This is a genomic window from Brasilonema sp. UFV-L1 (assembly GCF_012912105.1).
Lineage (GTDB): Bacteria > Cyanobacteriota > Cyanobacteriia > Cyanobacteriales > Nostocaceae > Brasilonema.
Genome location: NZ_QMEA01000050.1, coordinates 21,634 through 41,043, shown reverse-complemented (window position 1 = coordinate 41,043; position 19,410 = coordinate 21,634). Strand labels below are relative to the sequence as shown.

Below are 19,410 nucleotides of genomic sequence, written 5' to 3'. Positions count from 1 at the left end.
CAGTTTTTCGCGCTTTATTAGCCCAACCCTTGCGGACATTTGTTTAGTTGATGTGGTTGAACCAAACTCGCTTGTGTTTGGTGAACCGATTGTGGCAGCATCAGAGCCAGCGCAAACAGCATTGCTCCTCGAACTTAGACGACGTTATCCACCACCTGCCGATGCAGATTATGGTTGTGCCAAGGTGTTACGCACGGGGCAATCCGAGTTAAGAACTGATATTGCTAACTCAGTCTTTGAACAAATTGCCCAAGATGCAGACCATCTTAATCTACTTCAACAGCTTGGGATCAAAGCCGAAATCATCGTGCCGATGATGATATCTGAGCGAAAATTTGGTATGATTGCCTTCGTCTTGACAAAGGCGAACCGTCGTTACGATCGCGCTGATTTGGAAATGGCTGAAGAATTAGCACGACGAACAGCGATCGCACTGGATAATGCCCGATTGTATCAGGAAGCCCAACAAGCGAATCGGGTTAAAGATGAGTTTTTAGCGATCGTTTCCCATGAACTGCGAAATCCGCTCAACTCAATGCTGGGGTGGTCTAAACTGCTGCGAAAGCGGCAATTTGAAGACCCAATTGTGAGTCGAGCACTCGAAATTATTGAGCGTAATGCTCAGCTTCAGAACAAGTTGATTGAAGACCTTTTAGACGTTTCTCGCATTATTCAAAATCGACTGCAAATTTCACGGGAGCCAGTTTATTTAGTTCCTGTAATTGATGCAGTGATTGAGACCTTACAGCCCAACGCCACAGCTAAAGCAATTCAAATTTCATCTCTGCTTGATCCCTGTACTAGACAAGTACTAGGCGATGCTTATCGATTAGAACAAATTGTGTGGAATTTGCTATCAAATGCTATCAAATTCACTCACTCTGGTGGACGGGTTGACATTCGACTCCAACAAGTCGGTTCTTTGGCTCAAATCACAGTGACTGATACTGGACAGGGGATACGTGCAGACTTCCTGCCGTTTATTTTCGAGCGGTTTCGTCAAGCCGATGCTTCTAGAACACGAGCACAAAGTGGTTTAGGATTAGGTTTGGCGATCGTCCGTCACTTGGTTGAACTGCACGGTGGTAGTATCTATGCTGCTAGTGCAGGCGTTGGAAAAGGCGCTACTTTTAGCGTACAACTCCCGACTCAAGAACCTTCAATCACCGCTGTTGAAGATTCAGCAACAGGGTCTCAAGAACTTCCGACATTGGTTGGGCTACGAATTCTGGTGGTCGATGATGACTTGGATAACCGAGAGTTTATTGCTTTTGTTTTGGACCAACAGCAAGCGCAGGTGACAATGGCAGCATCTGCGGCTGAAGCCTTCGATATTGTTTCGAAATCAGACATTGATATCTTGATTAGTGATATTGGGATGCCGGACGAGGATGGTTACTCACTGATCCGCCGAATCCGAGGACTCCAAAGAGTACCAAAGTGGCGTATACCTGCGATCGCCCTGACAGCCTTTGCCAAAGAGGAAGACCAGCAGGAAGCAACGGCGGCAGGATTTCAACGACATCTCTCAAAACCTGTTAACCCGGATGACTTGATTGAAGTGGTTGCCAGCCTCGCTAGCATCTTGCAGTAGTTGAGGAAAATATGAGGATATGAACGTCACATTCTGCTATGCACAGGTATAAGAACAACTGGTGACGCTTGTTGTTTGAGTACAGATGGTGAGAAAACTTGGAAATACTTGGGAAAGAGACTCAAAGAACTCGAAAAGAATGGATGCTACTTTTATCGAACACAAGCGGAATGTTTAATGTTTTGCAAAGGTGGACCACTTGCCAATACGGTTCGGATAAGCACCCGGACCGCAAACCCGGTAACTTTCGCGAAACCGGCTTTCTAAGCACCGAACTACCCTTAACCGAACCGTATTGGACCACTTGCTATCGTTTACCCAGAGGGTACATGGTATTATAGCGTTACACCTGAAGTATGTGAACGTATCATTCAAGAACACTTACTAAATGGTAAACCCGTTGAAGAATTTGCATTCGCACAAAATTCACTGATTCAAGTTGAAATGCGTTCAACAATAGAGGAAGACGAAGAACAAAGCTAAGAAAGCGAAGTGACTCACGGTTTCACTTCCTTCAACACCTCATCCATTGGATAATTTGGGTTATCAAACGCGAGCGACACTTCACATCTAGTTAACGGGAAAGGTTCCAAAAGCTTACCCTTTTCCCAACTTTCCAATCGCCACCAAAGAGTTTGTACAACTATCTCTTTACCATCAACAAATTCAAAAGTGATTTCACCGATGTTATTTAATCCTACAACTTCTTTACCTTTCCCTTTCTTACCTATATAATCGCGATAATTACTTGCCATTGCCAGATATTGTTCTAAAGGTTGCTTGCGGTCTTGTCCTGGTAGAGGTGCTTTGACAGAATATAATTGCTGGGGATTGTAGTTTCTGGGTTCATTAATTTCTTCTGGTTTCGCTGATAAAAAATCAATCCGATACCACCATTCAGGTTGTCTGGTGATTTGTAATGCTCTCAAAAAATCGCGTTCTTGCACTAAATCTACTTTAGCCGGACTACATTTTATCCTCCAAGGAAGATGTTGAACTGTTTGATCTACAAGAGTATAAAACCCACCAATTTTGAGTTCCTTTCCTCCTTTATTTTCCCAGCCGAGAATCTCTGCTGTTGGTAGAGACTTGATAATCCCAAAAGGAACAAAACCTTTTTTATGTAATGAATGACTTCCACCAAAACCCTTGACTTCATTCTTAAACGAACTACTCGTAAATTGAGCAACAATAAGTTCAGTTTTGAGATTTTTGGAACTTTGGAAAGGACGTATTGCTGAATATTGTAAGCGCGCTGCAAAACTATAATGAACATCACCAGATAAAATAATGACACGATTTTGCCTTGCAGATGATGTTCGTAGTGCGAGTCTAGCAAGCAGCCTTTCAAAAGCTGTTTCTTCTAAACCCCAAGCTTCTGGATCGAAACCCCAAGCAGCAGCGCCTAGTGTTTCTGCAACACTTTTCGCAATCTTTTGTACAGTTTCTAAAAAAGGTAAACCAATGAAGGGACCAGGTGATATAACTAAAGTGACTCGTGTATTTTGGGGACGAGCGACTTTTGATATTTGTTCATCACATCCTTGCGCGCTTAAAAGTCCGGGAAAATCAAAATCTTTGCCTGGAAATTCCCTCCATGTTCGCGTATCCAGAACTAAAACTTCATATTCTGGACCAGTCACAGTATAGTGCCATTTTAAAGAACTTTCTTGATGGGTGACTCGCCTTGGCTGACTTGTTCTAATATCTGCAAGGGATGGTAAACCAATACGTAAGGCAATTTCTTGTTCCTGCTGTGCGTTTATACTAAAAGAAGCTGACCACGCTTCGGCTGCTTTGAGTAGTGCTTCTCCTGGGTTTCCTTGTTCAAACTGTTCTGGTGTATTTCCCCAAGCTTGACAGATAGCACAAGCAAGTAAACCATTTTGCAGTACACGCCTACCGAGGGGTTTATTGAGAGTGCGATCGCACCACGCGATATTTAAAAACCAGTCATCTGTAATTTCATGATCATCAAATATCATGTATGTGGGAACATTTGCTAAAGCACGTCTAATCTCCTTCAGCGTTGACTGAAAATCTTGTAAATAGCCAACGTCTTCTTGAAATGAAGTTTGAACTCCTCTAGATTTTGGTGCATCGGGATGAACATCTTCAAATGTTGGAAAATCTTCGGGTTTTGTCCACAGCACATCACTCCAAGCAAATAAATACATTGCCAAGAATTCACCGAATGTGAATAAATGACTTTTGGCAAGATTAGAAATCGTGTTCATTTTGCTCAGACTTGCTGTAAACCCAGCGGTATGTGTTGCTAAATCATTACGCTTTCCTGAATTTAACTCGTCAATATTTTTGACATCTGGTAATGTTTCCGTCCATCCCAAAAGCGTGTGACTCGCATCCATCAACATGAAAAGTAAAGCATCAGCGACATCATCTACATAAATTTGGTCACCTGTGAGAAAGAGTTGATGCGGTCGTTTTTTTGGATCTACTTCTAGCGCTTCTCTAATCATTTTGTCTACTGTTGCAAGCGCATCAAGACTTTCACCGTGAGGCTTGCGACAGGAACCGTGAATAATTCGCACATCGTTTAAATGACTTGGTACAAGTGCGAAACTTGGCAAGTCATAGGTCGAATATGTAATGTCTTCAATTGACCCTTCTGGAGTTAATACACCAGGCTGAGTCAGCGTTTCTCCATGACCAAAATATAAATTGTAAAGATAATTTACTCCGTTGAAAAGTAGATTTGATGATGTTTTGGCAGTAACAGCAACGATGTGCAGATAAGTCCCAAATCGAGTCGTTCTTCTACTCCCACTAAATAATCTTTTTTTGTTAGTATCAAAGATTTCTAAGGTAACAGTACGACTTTCTTTCAAAGCCACCCATACTGTTACAGCATTGGGTTCTGTGCGTCTAAGAATTGGTCCGGCGAGAACAAGTGGCAGTTTATGAATCCGTTCTCTTAGAGGTGTCCATGTCATGGATTTTCTGCCATTAATAGTACACTTTGAGCATCTTTTTTCCCTAAAATATGTTCCCTTTAGAGAAGAGATATTCTACAATTGTAGGACGCAACGGCGAAAGAACTCTACGAGCAAATGCCAGCGTCCATCAATTTGTTCAACAACATCATGACGCCTCAGGGTATTCAGCGCTTTTTGTAAAGGGGCAATTTTTATGTTTATACGATGACATGACACCTCAATGGGCGCTTCATGCCTCTGGCTTATCGCCTTAAGTATCGCCTGCTAAGCAATAGCACTGCACCCCGTCTGACCCCAAACACCATCAAAGTAGTGGCGTCCCCTTGTATCATTCTAGAGGATTTAGACAAACAAGGGCACTTGAAGCGTCAGAAACCTCGCACTTAGCAACGCAAAGTGCATAGGTAGTTCATAAATAATTCTTGTTTCAGTGATCAATGAACACTGTTAAGTCTTCCTTCTGATAGTATCAAAATACTTCGGAAGTCAGATTTCTTATAAGATTTTGAATTTGACCACAAAATTTGTACCATTTCAGCTTGTCTTCTCGCTATAGTCGTTTCAGTATTGATATCATCACCGAACTTCGTCATCTTCATCAAAACTCGTAAATGTAGTTTCATAAACACGAAACTTTCTAGTAATATAAATTCTGTATTGTTTTAGAACCAAAACTTGAAACCATAGCTTTTGACTTGCTCTTGAAAACTGTAAATTGCTAATTTGACTGCCCACTTCAGCTAACAATACTGGTAACGACTATGACGCGTTCCCCAAATTCAGGAAATGAGCAGGAGCCTAAAAATCGTCGTTTGTGGCTCCTTGTGTTAGGAGGTACTGGTGTTGTTTTCGGAGCTGTTTTGATAGCTGGAATTATCGGTGGTTTTTTTTGGGCGAGGAATTATGTATATAAAAATTTAGCACCTTTGGTTGAAAAAAATCTTCAGGATCTGCTAGGAAGACCTGTTAAGGTGGGAACTGTTGAGCGGTTTTCGCTGTCTAGTATAAGATTTGGTTCACTTTCCATTCCAGCAACTCCCACTGATCCAGACAGAGTTGCAGTCAAAGCTGTAGATGTAGGATTTTCCCCCTTGCGACTCCTCACCAATAGAACATTGGCGTTAAATGTAACTTTAGTTCAACCGGATGTTTATCTTGAACAGGATAAGCAAGGAAGCTGGATAAGTACTACAATTAAGACGGGAGAAGGAAAAGGCGTTATTCAAACTGAGTTGCAGACAATCAGGGTTCAAAATGGAGATGTGGTGTTAGTACCAAATCCTACACCAACGAAGCCCAAAGGCTCAGTCACGTTAGACCAAGTGAATGGAACTGCCCGACTTTTGCCTCAAAATAAAGGAATAAACTATGATATTGGTGCTCAACCAACCACAGGAGGAACACTCAAAATAGCTGGAGAAACACAATTACCAACACTACAAACGAACCTCAAGCTGCAAACACAAAATCTACAAGCATCTGATGTCAGTCGGTTAATTGAGCTACCAATTGTTTTGGAAACAGGTCGTGTGGATGGTGATTTAGCAGTACAATTACAACCTGATCAAGAACAACCACAAAAGCAGGACATTGCGATTAATGGAACTGCTGTTGCGAATCAAGTCACGGCTCAAATTCAAAACGTTCCCCAAAAGTTTATCAATTCCAACGGGAGATTAATCTTCCAAGGGCAGACAATTGCCCTTGAAAATCTGAGTACGAATTATGGCAAAGTTCCCACTCTGGTTAATGGAGCTCTCAACACTCAAACAGGTTACAATATTACGGCTCAGGTAAAACCAGTCAGTGCGAAAAATGTCTTAGATTCGCTCAAAGTTAATTTACCTGTTCCAGTGACTGGAGAAGTACAATCAAACATTCAGTTGCAAGGACCAATTCAACAACCAATCTTGAGTGGAACCGCAAGCAACACAAAACCTGTTCAAGTTGACCGTGTTCTCTTTAACACTATTAGCACTGGCTTTCGTCTGAGTGTATCTCAAGCAGCATCTAGTCTTGCAGTTTCTAATCTACAGTTAATCCCTGCTACAGGTGGACGAATTGCAGGTAGCGGTCAAATTCCACTCGGAGCGAATTCCCAACAGGGTGGAGTGAAATTTGATATCCAAGCCGAAGGTCTCTCAGCAGATTTACTGGCAAAAAGTTACGGCTTTACTCCTCCCACAAGTATTGGTCCTGTATCGGCAAAAGCAGAAATTTCTGGTTCCCCTGGTGGTAAACTGCCTTTAGCAATCAATATTGCCAGCATTCAAGCGACACCACCAGCGGGAGGGCAAATTATCGCAAACGGTCAAATTCAACTTGCTCCTCAAGGTAACGTTTTGTTAAATGTGCAAGCTCAAGATTTACCAGGAAATGCGATCGCCCAAGGTTATGGCGTTTCAGTTCCCTTCAATATTGGTGGTATATCAGCCAACGCCAAAGTCTCTGGTTCTCTTGGTAAGCAACCGTTACAAGTAGATATCGCCAGTGTTCAAGCTACTCCAGAAATAGGAGGAAAAGTCACCGCAAACGGTCAAGTTCAGTTAGCACCTGGGGGTAGAGTTTCGTTAAATGTTCAAGCTCAAAATTTACCAGGTGATGCGATCGCCAAAGCTTACAAAGCTTCACCCAATTTTACCATTGGTAATGTATCGGCAAACGCTAAGACTTTTGGCTCACTCGGCAATCTGCAAACAGTCGCACAAGTACAAGCACCCACAGCCACTTACCCCACCACTGGACAAGTTGTTGTGAATCAACGAGGACAAGGCCTTGTACTCGCAGATGCTCTTGTGAAACTAGCAGGTAGTACAATTAGGGGGAGAGGTCAGGTAGCACAAGGTCGCTGGCAAGCTTCGGTTGATGCCAAGCTTATTCAATTAAGTCGTTTTGCACAGGTACCACCGCAGCTTCAAGCTGGAGTCTTAAGCAGTGAATTGAATTTATCCGGAACGACTGCTTCTTTCCAACCTTCAACCATTCAAGCTTTTGGACAAGCAAACCTTAGTGGTGTCGCAGGTGGTACGGTAAATATCAGAAATATTAATCTGAATAATGGTCGTTGGCGAGCTTTTGTTAATGCTCAACAAATTCAATTAAGCCGTTTGGCACAGGTACCATCTCAGCTTCAAGCCGGAGTCTTAAGCAGTGAGTTGAATTTATCGGGAACGACTGCTTCGTTTCAACCATCAGACATTCAAGCTTCCGGACAAGCAAACCTGAGTGGTGTCGCAGGTGGTACAGTTAATGTCAGAAACATTAATCTGAATAATGGTCGTTGGCAAGCAGTTGCGAATATTTCCCAAGTTCAACTCAACCGTTTCTCCGAACAACTGCAAGGGCGACTCAATAGCAGCTTGGGTTTAGCAGGAACAACGAAATCTTTCGCGCTTTCCAATATTCGAGCCGCCGGACAAGTAAACTTATCACAAGGATTATCGCTGCTTGCACAACCAATCACAGCACAAGTTCAGTGGAATGGACAACAGATTATTCTTCAACGCGCCACATCTCCCGGATTAAGTGCTAACGGTGTTGTTGCTGTTCAAGTACCGCAAACAGGTACACCTCAAGTCACTGGTTTCAACCTCAATGTCCAAGCGCGGAATTACAATTTACAAAGAGCGAGCTCGAACCTTCCTAATAATGTCGCCTTAAAAGGGCAACTTGATTTTACAGGACAAGTCAGAGGTACCCCAACAACACCTCAGGCTTTTGGAAACATTCGTCTGGAAAATTTGAATGTCAATGGTTTAGCGTTTGACCCTGTGTTGGCTGGGAATGTAAGATATCAGGGAGGGCAAGGCGGACAATTGCGACTGGCAGGTAAGCAAGACCAAGTTGCAGTTGATATTAGTGCGAACAATCGCCCAACTTCATTTTTATTCCGACGTGGTGAAGCAGTTGCAACCGGGAGAACAGAGGGAGACAACTTGCTTGTCAATGCGCGCAGTTTTCCTGTCGCTCTTGTTGAGGGACTCATTCCTAACGATACTTTGAAACCTCTCGCAGGACAAGCATCTGCCAACTTGACTGTGAATCTGAATAACTATAGTGCGGCGGGAGATGTGGCGATCGCCAAACCTCGCGTCGGTAGAGTCACAGCAGACGAATTTCGAGGTAACATCAGTTATGCCGATGGTACTGCGAGCTTAACGAATGGTCAATTGCAAATAGGAGACAGCAGTATAGCCCTGAGTGGAAAAGTGCAAACAGGAAACAATCCTCAATTTCAATTTCTCGCTAGTTTTGACCAAACCAGAATCCAAAGACTCCTACAAGCATTCAACATCTATGACTTTCAGGATTTTGGTGGAGGATTGCAGTCTCCGGAATTAGCAGGCGCTGAAGTTCTGAAAACTCAGCCTGTCAGTTTACCAGACACAGATTTGCTCACACAGATAGATTATTTCTTAAAAATTGCAACCCAAGTCAGACAACAGCAAGCACAGCAAAAAGAACCAACGACTTTACCTACACTTGCAGAATTACGAGGTGTCTTGAGTGGAGCGATTGAAGTAGCTGGCTCTTTACAGTCGGGGTTAAATGCCAGCTTTAATTTTCTGGGTAACAACTGGCAATGGGGTAACTACTCTATTAAGGATGTCATAGCTAGAGGCACTTTTGCAAATGGTGTTGTGACATTATCACCATTCAGTGTGGATTTGAATCCAGGAGTTTTGGCTTATTCCGGACAATTAGGAACAGAACAACTTTCCGGACAGTTGCAACTGACAAATTTACCTTTATCACTTGCACAGCCTTTCATTGATAGATTACCAGTTGATGTCACAGGTCAGTTGAGTGCAGTTGCGAACCTAGGTGGTAATCTCAAAGACCCCAGTGCTTCAGGAGAACTGACGCTGGTGGATGGTACGATTAATGAAGAACCAGTGCAGACAGGACGAGTTAATTTTAATTATGACAAAGCTCGTTTGAATTTTGCCAGTACCCTGTTGTTGACTGGGACACAACCTGTGAATCTTACAGGAAACATACCTTTTGCTTTGCCCTTCGCTTCAGTTCAACCAGATAGCAATCAAATCAGTATTAACGCCAAAGTGCAAGATGAAGGCTTAGCGCTGTTAAACTTATTGACTAATAAGCAAGTGACTTGGGTGGGTGGTCAAGGACAAGTCAATGTCGATATCCAAGGGACTTTAGACCAGCCAATTATTAACGGAGTCGCCACAGTCAATAATGCGACTTTTGAAGCTGAAGCTTTAGCCGACCCCTTGACAAATGTCACAGGAACTCTCCAATTTAACGGCGATACGCTGACAGTTGAAGGTATTCAAGGGCTATATAATCAGGGTAACGTGACTGCTGCGGGAATTCTTCCGATTTTTGCAAATCAAGCAGCACAGCAGCAAGCCTCCGCAAATCCCTTGACTGTATCAGTGAACAATCTGAATTTGAATGTTCAAGGATTGTATCAAGGAGGTGTCACGGGTGATGTTGTGATTCGTGGAAGTGCGCGATCGCCTGACATTGGTGGCAAAATTCAGCTAAATAATGGTCAAGTTGTCATCGGACAATCCAATACAGCTGATGCAAAATCATCAGCGACAAAAAAGACAACCGATAATGCAACCAATAATACAACAAAAACTTTCAGCGTACAACGAACAGAAACAGAAGAAGCTAGTACACCTGATAGCGCAACAACGACTTTTGACCTAGAACCAGAAGGTACAGAAGGTAACGCAGCAGCCGGTGCGACTCCACCAAAGCTACCCATAACGTTTAACAATTTACAGATTGTTCTAGATAAAGGTGTTCGTGTCTCCACTCAGCCGATACTCGGCGGCTTTGTACCAGGAGGCGAACTCAGTCCTTCCATACTTAGCTTTGATGCAAAAGGTGATTTGACTATCAACGGTCCATTAGCCAAGCCTCGTCCTGAAGGAGTGATTCGTCTGACAGGAGGACAAGTCAACTTATTTACTACTCAGTTTACCTTAGAACGGGGTTATGAACATACTGCGGAATTTACCCCCAGTCGAGGACTTGACCCCGATTTAGATGTCCGACTTTTAGCAATTGTACCAGAAGCAACAGGGGTAACAGCTAATCGCGTTTTGGCTTCTCCTTTTTCTAGCGAAATTAGCGATGTTTCTGCAACTAACCTTGGAACTTTACGTACCGTTCGTGTTCGTGCCAGAGCAACAGGACCAGCGAGTCGATTATCTGATAATCTAGAATTAACTAGCGAACCTAACCGCTCTGAAGCAGAAATTATTTCCCTCTTAGGTGGTTCAATTATTAATAGTCTTAGTAGCTTAGGGCAATCAGACGCAACAACTGGAATTGCTAGCTTAGCTGGTTCAACTATATTTGGTAGTTTGCAAGGAACTATTAGTTCGGTTGGACAGGCGATCGGTTTTAGTGAGTTTCGTATTTATCCTACCTCTGTTTCCAACCAGGGGAAAAAAGAACAAGAAGCATCAACTTCAGTTCTCGGTTTGACAGCAGAAGGTGTGTTTGATTTAAGTCGGAATTTCTCCCTTTCCCTCTCGCGGGTTTTCTTGACTGATGAGCCTTTCCGTTATAACGTTATCTATCGAGTCAATGATGATGTTCTTGTGCGAGGTTCAACCAGTTTATCAGACGACAGTCGTTTGCAAGTTGATTATGAGACACGATTTTAACCGTTTCAGTTCACACGGCAGCACACGCAACACGAAAACCGCAGTAGCTGATCCTGACGCCCGCATCGACGTAGATACGACAAGCCGAACGGCAGAACGCGGGAGAGCTTCTAGCCCCTTCTTCAAAGATGTGCAGTAAGTCATTAGGTAAATCGATATCGCTTTTGTCAATTTCATCAATCAGCAATATTCGCGGCTTTTCCGAGGGAAGTAGAGCTGTTCCCAGTGGACCTAAGTCAATATACTTACCAATTTCTTCCAGATGATCTTGAACTGCACCTTTTGCATCCTGCAACCGCCCGATCGCATCGTAGCGATAAAGCCCATCCTTAAGTGTAGTCCGATTTGTAATCGACCAGTGTAGCACTTCTCCCAACTGCAGTTCATGAGCAACTGCATAAGCTAACGATGTTTTACCAGTTCCTGGTTTACCAGTCAATAATAAAGGTCGTCGTAAATATAAAGCTGCATTGACTAATTCAATTTCTTCAGGACGTCCTTGGAATGTCTCGCCCCGTCTTTGCTTTTTACTAGCCCCGCCGTCAGTATCGCTGCTGAAATTTCGCCAACTTGGTGGTTCTGGAAGTTTCCAGTCTTCATGTTGCTTTCCGTCTCCCTTAAAGATTTTCCAATCATTCATAAATTAGGACACAGATTGTGGTAAAGAATAAAAGTATTCTGCATCAGGAGTCAGACGCTCAGGGTCTTCCCAAACCAAGGAAAGATGATGTCCTATCAAAAACAATATGGGAGAGTGAGAACCCCTGGTTTGAAACCAGGGGATGAAACTCGACGCAACAGGTTTTAACCTGTTGTTTCTCTTTAGTCTACTAACTCCTACAAAATATGGTATTATTTTGTAGGAGGTGAGGAACAGTGTTAACTTTAACTTACGAGTACAAAGCAAATCCCACAAAAGAGCAAATTAACCTGATTGAACATACATTAGATGTGTGTCGTAAAGTCTGGAACTTTGCTCTGCGTGAACGCAAGGATTGGATCAATTCTCGATCTGGTCCTGTTAATGCTTGTTCTTTAGTCTCTGAGTACATCATTCCAGCAGACGAGCCATATCCAAATTACAACGCTCAAGCTAAATCTCTGACCTTAGCTAAGAAGCAATATCCAGAACTTAAAACTGTTAATGCTCAAGTGCTACAACAGGTATTGAGAAAACTGGAAACTGCATTTATCGATATGAAACGCAAAGGAATGGGTTTTCCTCGTTTTAAGAATCGGTACAGAATGCGTTCTTATGTGTATCCTCAATTGGGAGAAGGTCAGATTCTAAAAGGCAATCAAATTAAGTTGCCTCAAATTGGGTGGATGGAGTATGTAAAATCGCGTGAAATTCCTGATGGCTTTACAGTTAAACAAGTTCGTGTTGTTCGCAAAGCTTCTGGATATTTCCTGATGCTCACGTTGGAATGCAATGTTGATGTCCCTGATATAGTTCCTGCTGGGCATCCTGTAGGTTTGGATTTGGGACTAGATAAATTTGTTGCAACTTCTGATGGTGCTTTGATTGAACATCCTCGTTTTCTTCAAACACTACACCGCAAGCTTAAATTGCTGCAACGTAGATTGAAGAATAAGCAAAAAGGGTCAAGAAATAGGCACAAATTAAATAAAAAGATTGCAAGATTGCATCAACGCATTTCTGATACTCGTAAAGATTGGCAATTTAAATTAACTCACAAACTTTGCGATGATATTGGGATGATTTTTGTTGAAGATATTGATTTCCGTGTATGGGCTAAGGGGATGTTTTGTAAACATACACTTGATGCTGGGTTTGGGCAATTTGTCTCAATTCTGCAACGGGTATGTTGGAAGCGAGGAGTGTATTTCGCGAAAGTGAACAAAGACTACACCTCGCAGGTTTGCCCCCAATGTGATGCTCACACTGGGAAAAAAGAATTAAAGGACAGGATTCACTCTTGTCCTGAGTGCGGCTACACAACACATAGAGATGTTGCTGCTGCACAAGTGATCCGAAACAGAGGAGCCAGTGCTGTGGGCGGGTCTCCCGACTTGAGGCATCTGGCGTGGATCAACGCGCTGGGACGCAGCGTGGATCAAATTGCCTGTGGAGACGGTCTGACGGGGACTGGCAACAGTCTAGTTAAGAGTCAAAGAAGCAGGAAGAAAGGTGGAGAGGCATGACTTTAGTCTGCCTCGTAACATCTTTTAAGAATCCCTGTGCATTTATGCCAGGGAGTACGTCAAAGTGATACCAATTTGCGTTCTGTTGTAGTGTTCAGGTTTATGAGATTGCTTCCTTCCACTTTGTTCCAGTCGCAATGACAGGATACCATGTTTGACTGCAACTTGGTATGAATTCAGGAATTTAACTAATTCCGCGAAATTCCCCATCCGCCTGTTCTGAATGAGAAATTAAAGTTTTTAACTGTCATCTGGTGTATGCGCTTTGCGCACGCGTCTGCAGGACATATTCTGGCTCCTGAATTCTTAACTTACTGCGGATACAAGGGCTCCTTATCTATTGTCCCAATTCTCTGAACAGGCCAAAAGCGAACAATTGCACGTCCTATGATATTTTCACGGGGAACAACACCCCAGCAGCGGCTATCATAGCTGCTTTTACGATTATCCCCTAACACTAAGTATGAATCAGCAGGTATGGTGACTGGTTGCGCCAGAAAAGACGGTTGCTGACCTGAAATGCAAACATCCATAACTGCTGTACGTTGTTTTTGTGCTAAATATTTGCTTTCTGGCAATGGTTGATTATTGATATAAACTTGACCATTTTTCAGTTCTACTTTTTCTCCTGGTAAGCCAATCACACGCTTAATAAAAGCATCTTGAAACTGTTCTTTTTGTAGCTCTTTAGTAGGAGAAAATACTACAATATCTCCGCGTTTCGGTTCAGAAAACCTGTAACTTAATTTATCGACAATAATTTTGTCTGCTTCCAACTGATTTGGATCACCATGCAAGGTTGGTTCCATCGAACCAGAAGGAATCCAACGAGCTTCGGCAACAAATGTACGAATTCCTAATGCTAGAACTATGCTTAATATAACTGTCCTACTAAGTTCTGCAATCCAAGAGTTATTGGGTTGTTTCTGGCTAGAGTTGTTATCAGACACTTGATTTTGCATGAAATTACAAAAGTAATTGCTTGAGATGCGCTTTATTGACTTGCGGCAATAGGGATGCTGTGTTTGTTTATTTTAACTTTACAAATTAGCGATTGAGATCTGTAATCATTTTAACTAAGTATTTCCGAACATTATGAATCATCAACTTTATTTGTAACAAAAGACACAAAACCTCCGCAAAGAGTCCAACTAAGTTTAACCTATTATAAATAGTGATCTCTCACACTCAGTCCTTTGTTTAAACGCAGTTAACCCGATGTCATCTTCTATGAGTTTACTGATTCGTCGCGCGAGAATAGTTTTACCCAATGGTGAATTACTTGTTGGGGATGTGTTGATGAGCGATCGCACGATAGTCGAAGTCGCACCAGAAATTTCTGCCACACCCTCAACTACAGAAATTGACGCAGACGGGTTAACTTTGTTGCCAGGAGTAATCGATCCACAAGTCCACTTTCGCGAACCAGGACTGGAACATAAGGAAGACTTATTTACCGCCAGTTGTGCTTGTGCCAAAGGGGGAGTGACTTCCTTTTTGGAAATGCCGAATACGCGTCCTTTAACGACTACCCAGCAAGCTCTTGATGATAAGCTACAACGAGCCTCACAAAAGTGCTTGGTTAATTATGGCTTTTTTATCGGGGCAACTGCAGACAATCTGCCTGATTTACTTTTGGCAAAGCCAACTTGTGGAATCAAGATTTTCATGGGTTCAATGCATGGACAGTTACTGGTTGACCAAGACGCTGCCTTGGAGGCTATATTTTCTAAAGGCGAACGTTTGATTGCTGTTCATGCTGAAGACCAAGCCAGAATTAACGAACGTCGCAAGGAATTTGCCGGAATTCATGACGTAGCAGTTCATTCTCAAATTCAAGATAATCAAGCAGCGCTACTCGCAACGCAGCAAGCATTAGGACTTTCTAAAAAATATCAACGTCGTCTACATATTCTGCATATGTCAACAGCAGAAGAAGCAGACTTACTGCGTCAGGATAAACCGAGTTGGGTGACAGCAGAAGTGACGCCCCAGCATTTGTTACTCAATACCAGTGCATATGAGAAGATTGGTACCTTAGCGCAGATGAATCCACCTTTGCGATCGCCTCACGATAACGAAGTCCTTTGGCAAGCTTTACGTGATGGAGTTATTGATTTCATCGCCACAGATCACGCGCCGCATACTTTGGAAGAAAAAGCTCAAGAGTATCCAAATAGTCCCTCTGGAATGCCTGGTGTAGAAACTTCTCTACCTCTGATGTTAACCGCTGCAATGCAAGGACAATGTACCGTTGCTCAAGTCACTGAGTGGATGTCACGAGCCGTAGCTAAGGCATATGGTATCCCAAATAAGGGGGCGATCGCTCCTGGTTATGATGCCGATTTAGTTCTTGTCGATTTAAATACTTATCGTCCTGTGTTACGCGAGGAATTGTTAACCAAGTGTGGTTGGAGTCCTTTTGAAGGCTGGAATTTAACTGGATGGCCTGTGTTAACTATAGTAGGTGGTCAGGTTGTGTATGAAAAAGGCAAGGTACTAAAAGAGGTGCGAGGTCAAGCTTTAACTTTTAGTCATTAGTCAAACCATTGTGGTTTGCTCTGTAGAATTAAGAGTCGATATAAACCTTTGGCAAAAGGATTATATCGACTGTCAGCAATGCCTGATACTTTTTGGACTAGCCTCTTTGGGCATACAAGCACGGTTTTTGGCACTCGCTTCAGCCCGGATGGCAAAATGCTGGCAACGGCAAGTGGTGACAAGGCGGTGAGACTGTGGAGATGGAATTTTGATTATTTACGTAGGGAGGGGTGTGCGTTCATGGGTGAGTATTTCAAAACTAACCCCAATGATGCCGATGCTGAAATTAGCAGTATGTGCGATCGCACAGTCAGTCGTTAGGAAGCAGGCTGAAAATGTTTACAGCAATTTTCAGGTAAATAGATCACAGTGATTAAACCAGCCAAAGGTATTATCTTCTGTAATACAATGACGTATATACTCAGCTTTCTGTCAATGTGTAAGTCCTAACTTCTACTGAACAAATCTCAGTTTTTGCAATACAACTAGGAGATTAATGTCATCAAAACGTTATTGGTAGAGTATGACTCAATACGGTTGCTGTTAAAGATTGTTTTCGGAGATTTCACAAGTGTAGAGACGTTGCATGCAACGTAAGATTGCATTGGTTACCGTTCTTGCCAATTATCTTATCAGCAACTGTATTAGAGTATGACTACAGTTAGATATAGCAATGCTTTTTGAGTTGTAAGATAGGGTGTTATGGTCGTTATTTGTCCTTTGTTTTGAGTTCTCTGTAGCTAGAAATTACAAATGATAAAGGACGAAGCCGATGCAATTAGTAGGTAGGTCAAAGTTAACAAAACTATGTAAAGATTTCTTAACTAGGAAAAAAGCTTAATTTAAGTTAAGCTAAGTAAGTCGGCGTAAAAATTTCAAGGTATGTCCGCAGCGAGTGGAACGCAGTGAAACGAAGCAATCACAAGGATTTGGCGTACTTTACATTCTGTTACATGCTTCGGTTTCTTTGTGCCGACTTACTTAAAACTATTTATAAAACTAAACATAGTTGGCTTTTGTAACACTTACCAACTTTATGACAAATTATAAAAAATTAGAAATTTCAAATATCTTGTTTCCTTTTTTAAACTGAAACTTTTAGTATGACTTCTAGAAAACGCTCTAATTCCAATAAGCATCAACAAGCGAAAAAGACAACCTCAAGTGTAGCTCAAAAAACAGCGCCACCTGAAGAGGTATCTTATAGCGTTGCCCATGCAATTCCTGGACGAATTCGTTTTCGTATTCCTCGGCTAGTCAAAGATTCTGAGTATGCGAATAAACTCAAGCAGGTGATAGAATCTGACTCTAGGATTACGAATGTCCGTGTTAACCCGACAGCTGCATCTATTGTCGTCAGTTATCAACGAGGCGTGATTTCAGATAACCAAATGCGATCGCATCTGGTCAATGTTATTCAAACCGCCCCAAATATAGTTTTGCCACCACAAGTAACAACAAAATCTATTATGAGAGCTATCTTTGATGCTCTCATCAACCTAATTGACAGTACACGTAACATCAACCAAGCGCGTAACGCTATTGTGTATCGGCGGTTTAGGACGGACATTTGGGAACGACTGCTCAAGAGCGCGAAAAGCATGATCAAGAGACTAAAATCTGCTACCATGTTTATCTTGCCTAACAAGCGATGGCGATTGCCTTCTCCGGATGGAGACGCTACGGGAACAGCACTGCGTTCCGCGTAATCGCAAAGCATAACGAATCAAGGGTAAGCCGTGCGTAGCGCGGCTTCTCACAGAGTAGCTGGCGTTGTGTCGTTTTTGCCAACACAGTTACCATTGACATCGTTTCCGGTTCATGTCCCACCTGTCAAATTTAGATACAGTTTGACTGAAATCATAAGTTAGAAAAATGAGCATTCATTTCCATAACCACCTCAATCAAAATCCTTTAGTTCGGGCAATACACACTGCTGTTAAAGGAAGAGCGAGATACAAAGTCAATGGACTTTATGGTTCGGAAAATCTCAAAAAATATCTGGAATCGAAATTATCACAAAAGAAAGGCATTGGACAAGTTCGTGCCAATCATGATACAGGAAATGTTCTTGTTCTTTTCCATTCAGATTTCAGTCCAAATGCTATAGCCTCGCTTCTTGAAAGAATTGTCTTGGATTACAGAAAACAAGGCACAAAATTACCTGTAAGGACAACTTACATAAGCACAGCGCCAGAAGAAGCAAAAATTTTACCTATAAACAAAAGAAAATTAAATCAGCTGACAGCCAGCGTTCAGAAACAAGAAAGCACCCAAACGCATGTGAAAAAACAATTAGAGCAAGCGGGCAGTCAACTTATTTTAGTATCAGGAACTGCTGTTTCTACTCTTGTTCTATGCACAGGGCTGCTACACAGATATGGACTTGACGAACGCATTTTACTAGCAATTCAGAAGCTACATACGCCACTTCTTGATCGCATCATGCTTGGTATCACTTTTCTTGGCGATCCAACCTTTTTGCTGTTGATTTGTTTGGGATTGGGAACAGGACTGCTGCGTTATAAACGTCGCACTCAAGCAACGACCTTGAGCATCGCTGCAATTGGTGCTGTAAGCTTAAATTGTTTTTTAAAACTGCTGTTTGGTAGAGCACGTCCAGACCTATGGGACTGGATAATTAATGTAGGTCACCACAGCTTTCCTAGCGGTCATGCAATGGTGTCAATGGTGATTTACGGCTTTTTAGGCTATATTTTGGCAAAGGAATTTCCGAAATGGCGAGGACGAATTTTTGCCTTGACGGTTGTCTTAATTGTTGCGATAGGTTTTAGTCGGCTTTATCTTGGTGTACACTGGCCTACTGATGTGGTAGCTGGCTATGCTGTAGGTTTAGTGTGGTTGCTTGCCTGTATTAAAAGGTTGGAACTCAGGGAAAAATACCACTCATCAGCTATATATTTACACACAATATCAGGACTTATACATTCACAAAAAACAGAGAAAGTACAAACTATATACGCATAGTAGCGATTTCTTCGCTGAGAGCGCAATTATACGGTGTTATTTCCACATTCCGAGTGTTTTCATCTCCATAAGTTAAGCGTACGCTAAAATAGCTATCTGGTTTATAGGGCATACGTTGGGCCCACTCAATTGCGACAATTCCTGGTGTCATCTCAACACCTTCCCAATAAGTTTCTAGATTTAAGGCGGTGACTTCATTGGGTTCCAAACGATATAAATCCAGATGGTAAAGAGGAAGGCGTCCTTCTGTGTACTCGTTAATGAGGGTGAAAGTTGGGCTAACAATTGGATCACTGATACCCAAACCTTCCCCAATACCTTGCACCAAAGTCGTTTTGCCAGCACCCAAATCACCTTGTAGTAGAATGACACTACCAGCCTTCAGCGATTGACCAAGAATAATTCCAAGTTTTCGCGTTGCGGTTGTATCTGCCAGAAAAAATTTCATTATCAGTCACCCCCTTGAGGGGAATTCAAAATCATGAATATGTCCTATGGGGCGCTACGCGCA

At 42.4% G+C, this 19,410-nt stretch carries 10 protein-coding genes and 1 pseudogene; 7 read left to right on the top strand and 4 right to left on the bottom strand.

Annotated elements, in window-relative coordinates; all coding sequences use genetic code 11:
* Positions 1–1,594: hybrid sensor histidine kinase/response regulator (locus DP117_RS16070; protein WP_169219299.1), on the top strand; the 1,594-nt coding region annotated here is incomplete at its 5' end.
* 497 nt (positions 1,595–2,091) lie between these two features.
* Here the strand turns inward: DP117_RS16070 and DP117_RS16065 are convergent.
* Positions 2,092–4,548 (bottom strand): hypothetical protein, encoded by a 2,457-nt coding sequence (locus DP117_RS16065; protein WP_169219298.1) that lies wholly within the window; start codon positions 4,546–4,548, stop codon positions 2,092–2,094.
* A 764-nt stretch (positions 4,549–5,312) separates the two neighbouring features.
* Here DP117_RS16065 and DP117_RS16060 point away from each other — a divergent pair.
* Positions 5,313–11,204 (top strand): translocation/assembly module TamB domain-containing protein, encoded by a 5,892-nt coding sequence (locus tag DP117_RS16060; protein ID WP_248277681.1) that lies wholly within the window; start codon positions 5,313–5,315, stop codon positions 11,202–11,204.
* A 115-nt stretch (positions 11,205–11,319) separates the two neighbouring features.
* Here the strand turns inward: DP117_RS16060 and DP117_RS16055 are convergent.
* Positions 11,320–11,844 (bottom strand): annotated as a pseudogene (locus tag DP117_RS16055) (MoxR family ATPase); the annotation flags it as partial.
* 236 nt (positions 11,845–12,080) lie between these two features.
* On the opposite strand from DP117_RS16055, the gene DP117_RS16050 reads away from it, so the two are divergent.
* On the top strand, positions 12,081–13,370 hold the full coding sequence (locus DP117_RS16050) for an RNA-guided endonuclease TnpB family protein (protein ID WP_169219297.1): 1,290 nt from the start codon (positions 12,081–12,083) through the stop codon (positions 13,368–13,370).
* A 311-nt stretch (positions 13,371–13,681) separates the two neighbouring features.
* Here the strand turns inward: DP117_RS16050 and lepB are convergent, their stop codons facing one another.
* Complete coding sequence (lepB, locus tag DP117_RS16045; protein ID WP_169219296.1) at positions 13,682–14,332, bottom strand: signal peptidase I; 651 nt, start codon at positions 14,330–14,332, stop codon at positions 13,682–13,684.
* Between the two features lie 256 nt (positions 14,333–14,588).
* On the opposite strand from lepB, the gene DP117_RS16040 reads away from it, so the two are divergent.
* The 4 genes from DP117_RS16040 (at position 14,589) to DP117_RS16025 (ending at position 18,899) form a co-directional block, all read left to right on the top strand.
* Entirely contained in the window at positions 14,589–15,911 is a 1,323-nt protein-coding gene (locus DP117_RS16040; protein ID WP_169219295.1) for a dihydroorotase, read from the top strand.
* Between the two features lie 48 nt (positions 15,912–15,959).
* On the top strand, positions 15,960–16,232 hold the full coding sequence (locus DP117_RS16035; protein WP_248277680.1) for a WD40 repeat domain-containing protein: 273 nt from the start codon (positions 15,960–15,962) through the stop codon (positions 16,230–16,232).
* 782 nt (positions 16,233–17,014) lie between these two features.
* Positions 17,015–17,620: an HMA2 domain-containing protein gene (locus DP117_RS16030; RefSeq protein ID WP_169219294.1), complete on the top strand. Its 606-nt coding sequence runs from the start codon at positions 17,015–17,017 to the stop codon at positions 17,618–17,620.
* Positions 17,621–17,786: 166 nt separating this feature from the next.
* Positions 17,787–18,899, top strand: a complete 1,113-nt coding sequence (locus DP117_RS16025; protein WP_169219293.1) for a phosphatase PAP2 family protein — start codon at positions 17,787–17,789, stop codon at positions 18,897–18,899.
* On the opposite strand, the gene tsaE is transcribed toward DP117_RS16025, so the two are convergent.
* Entirely contained in the window at positions 18,886–19,347 is a 462-nt protein-coding gene (gene tsaE / locus DP117_RS16020) for a tRNA (adenosine(37)-N6)-threonylcarbamoyltransferase complex ATPase subunit type 1 TsaE (RefSeq protein WP_169219292.1), read from the bottom strand. The two genes, DP117_RS16025 and tsaE, sit on opposite strands and share 14 nt — an antisense overlap.
* Positions 19,348–19,410: the final 63 nt, after the last annotated feature.

Coding starts and splice junctions, on each gene's coding strand:
- tsaE (WP_169219292.1), bottom strand. CDS start 19,347: ATGAAATTTTTTCTGGCAGATACAACCGCAACGCGAAAACTTGGAATT.
- DP117_RS16025 (WP_169219293.1), top strand. CDS start 17,787: ATGAGCATTCATTTCCATAACCACCTCAATCAAAATCCTTTAGTTCGG.
- DP117_RS16065 (WP_169219298.1), bottom strand. CDS start 4,548: ATGACATGGACACCTCTAAGAGAACGGATTCATAAACTGCCACTTGTT.
- DP117_RS16060 (WP_248277681.1), top strand. CDS start 5,313: ATGACGCGTTCCCCAAATTCAGGAAATGAGCAGGAGCCTAAAAATCGT.
- DP117_RS16030 (WP_169219294.1), top strand. CDS start 17,015: ATGACTTCTAGAAAACGCTCTAATTCCAATAAGCATCAACAAGCGAAA.
- lepB (WP_169219296.1), bottom strand. CDS start 14,332: ATGCAAAATCAAGTGTCTGATAACAACTCTAGCCAGAAACAACCCAAT.
- DP117_RS16040 (WP_169219295.1), top strand. CDS start 14,589: ATGTCATCTTCTATGAGTTTACTGATTCGTCGCGCGAGAATAGTTTTA.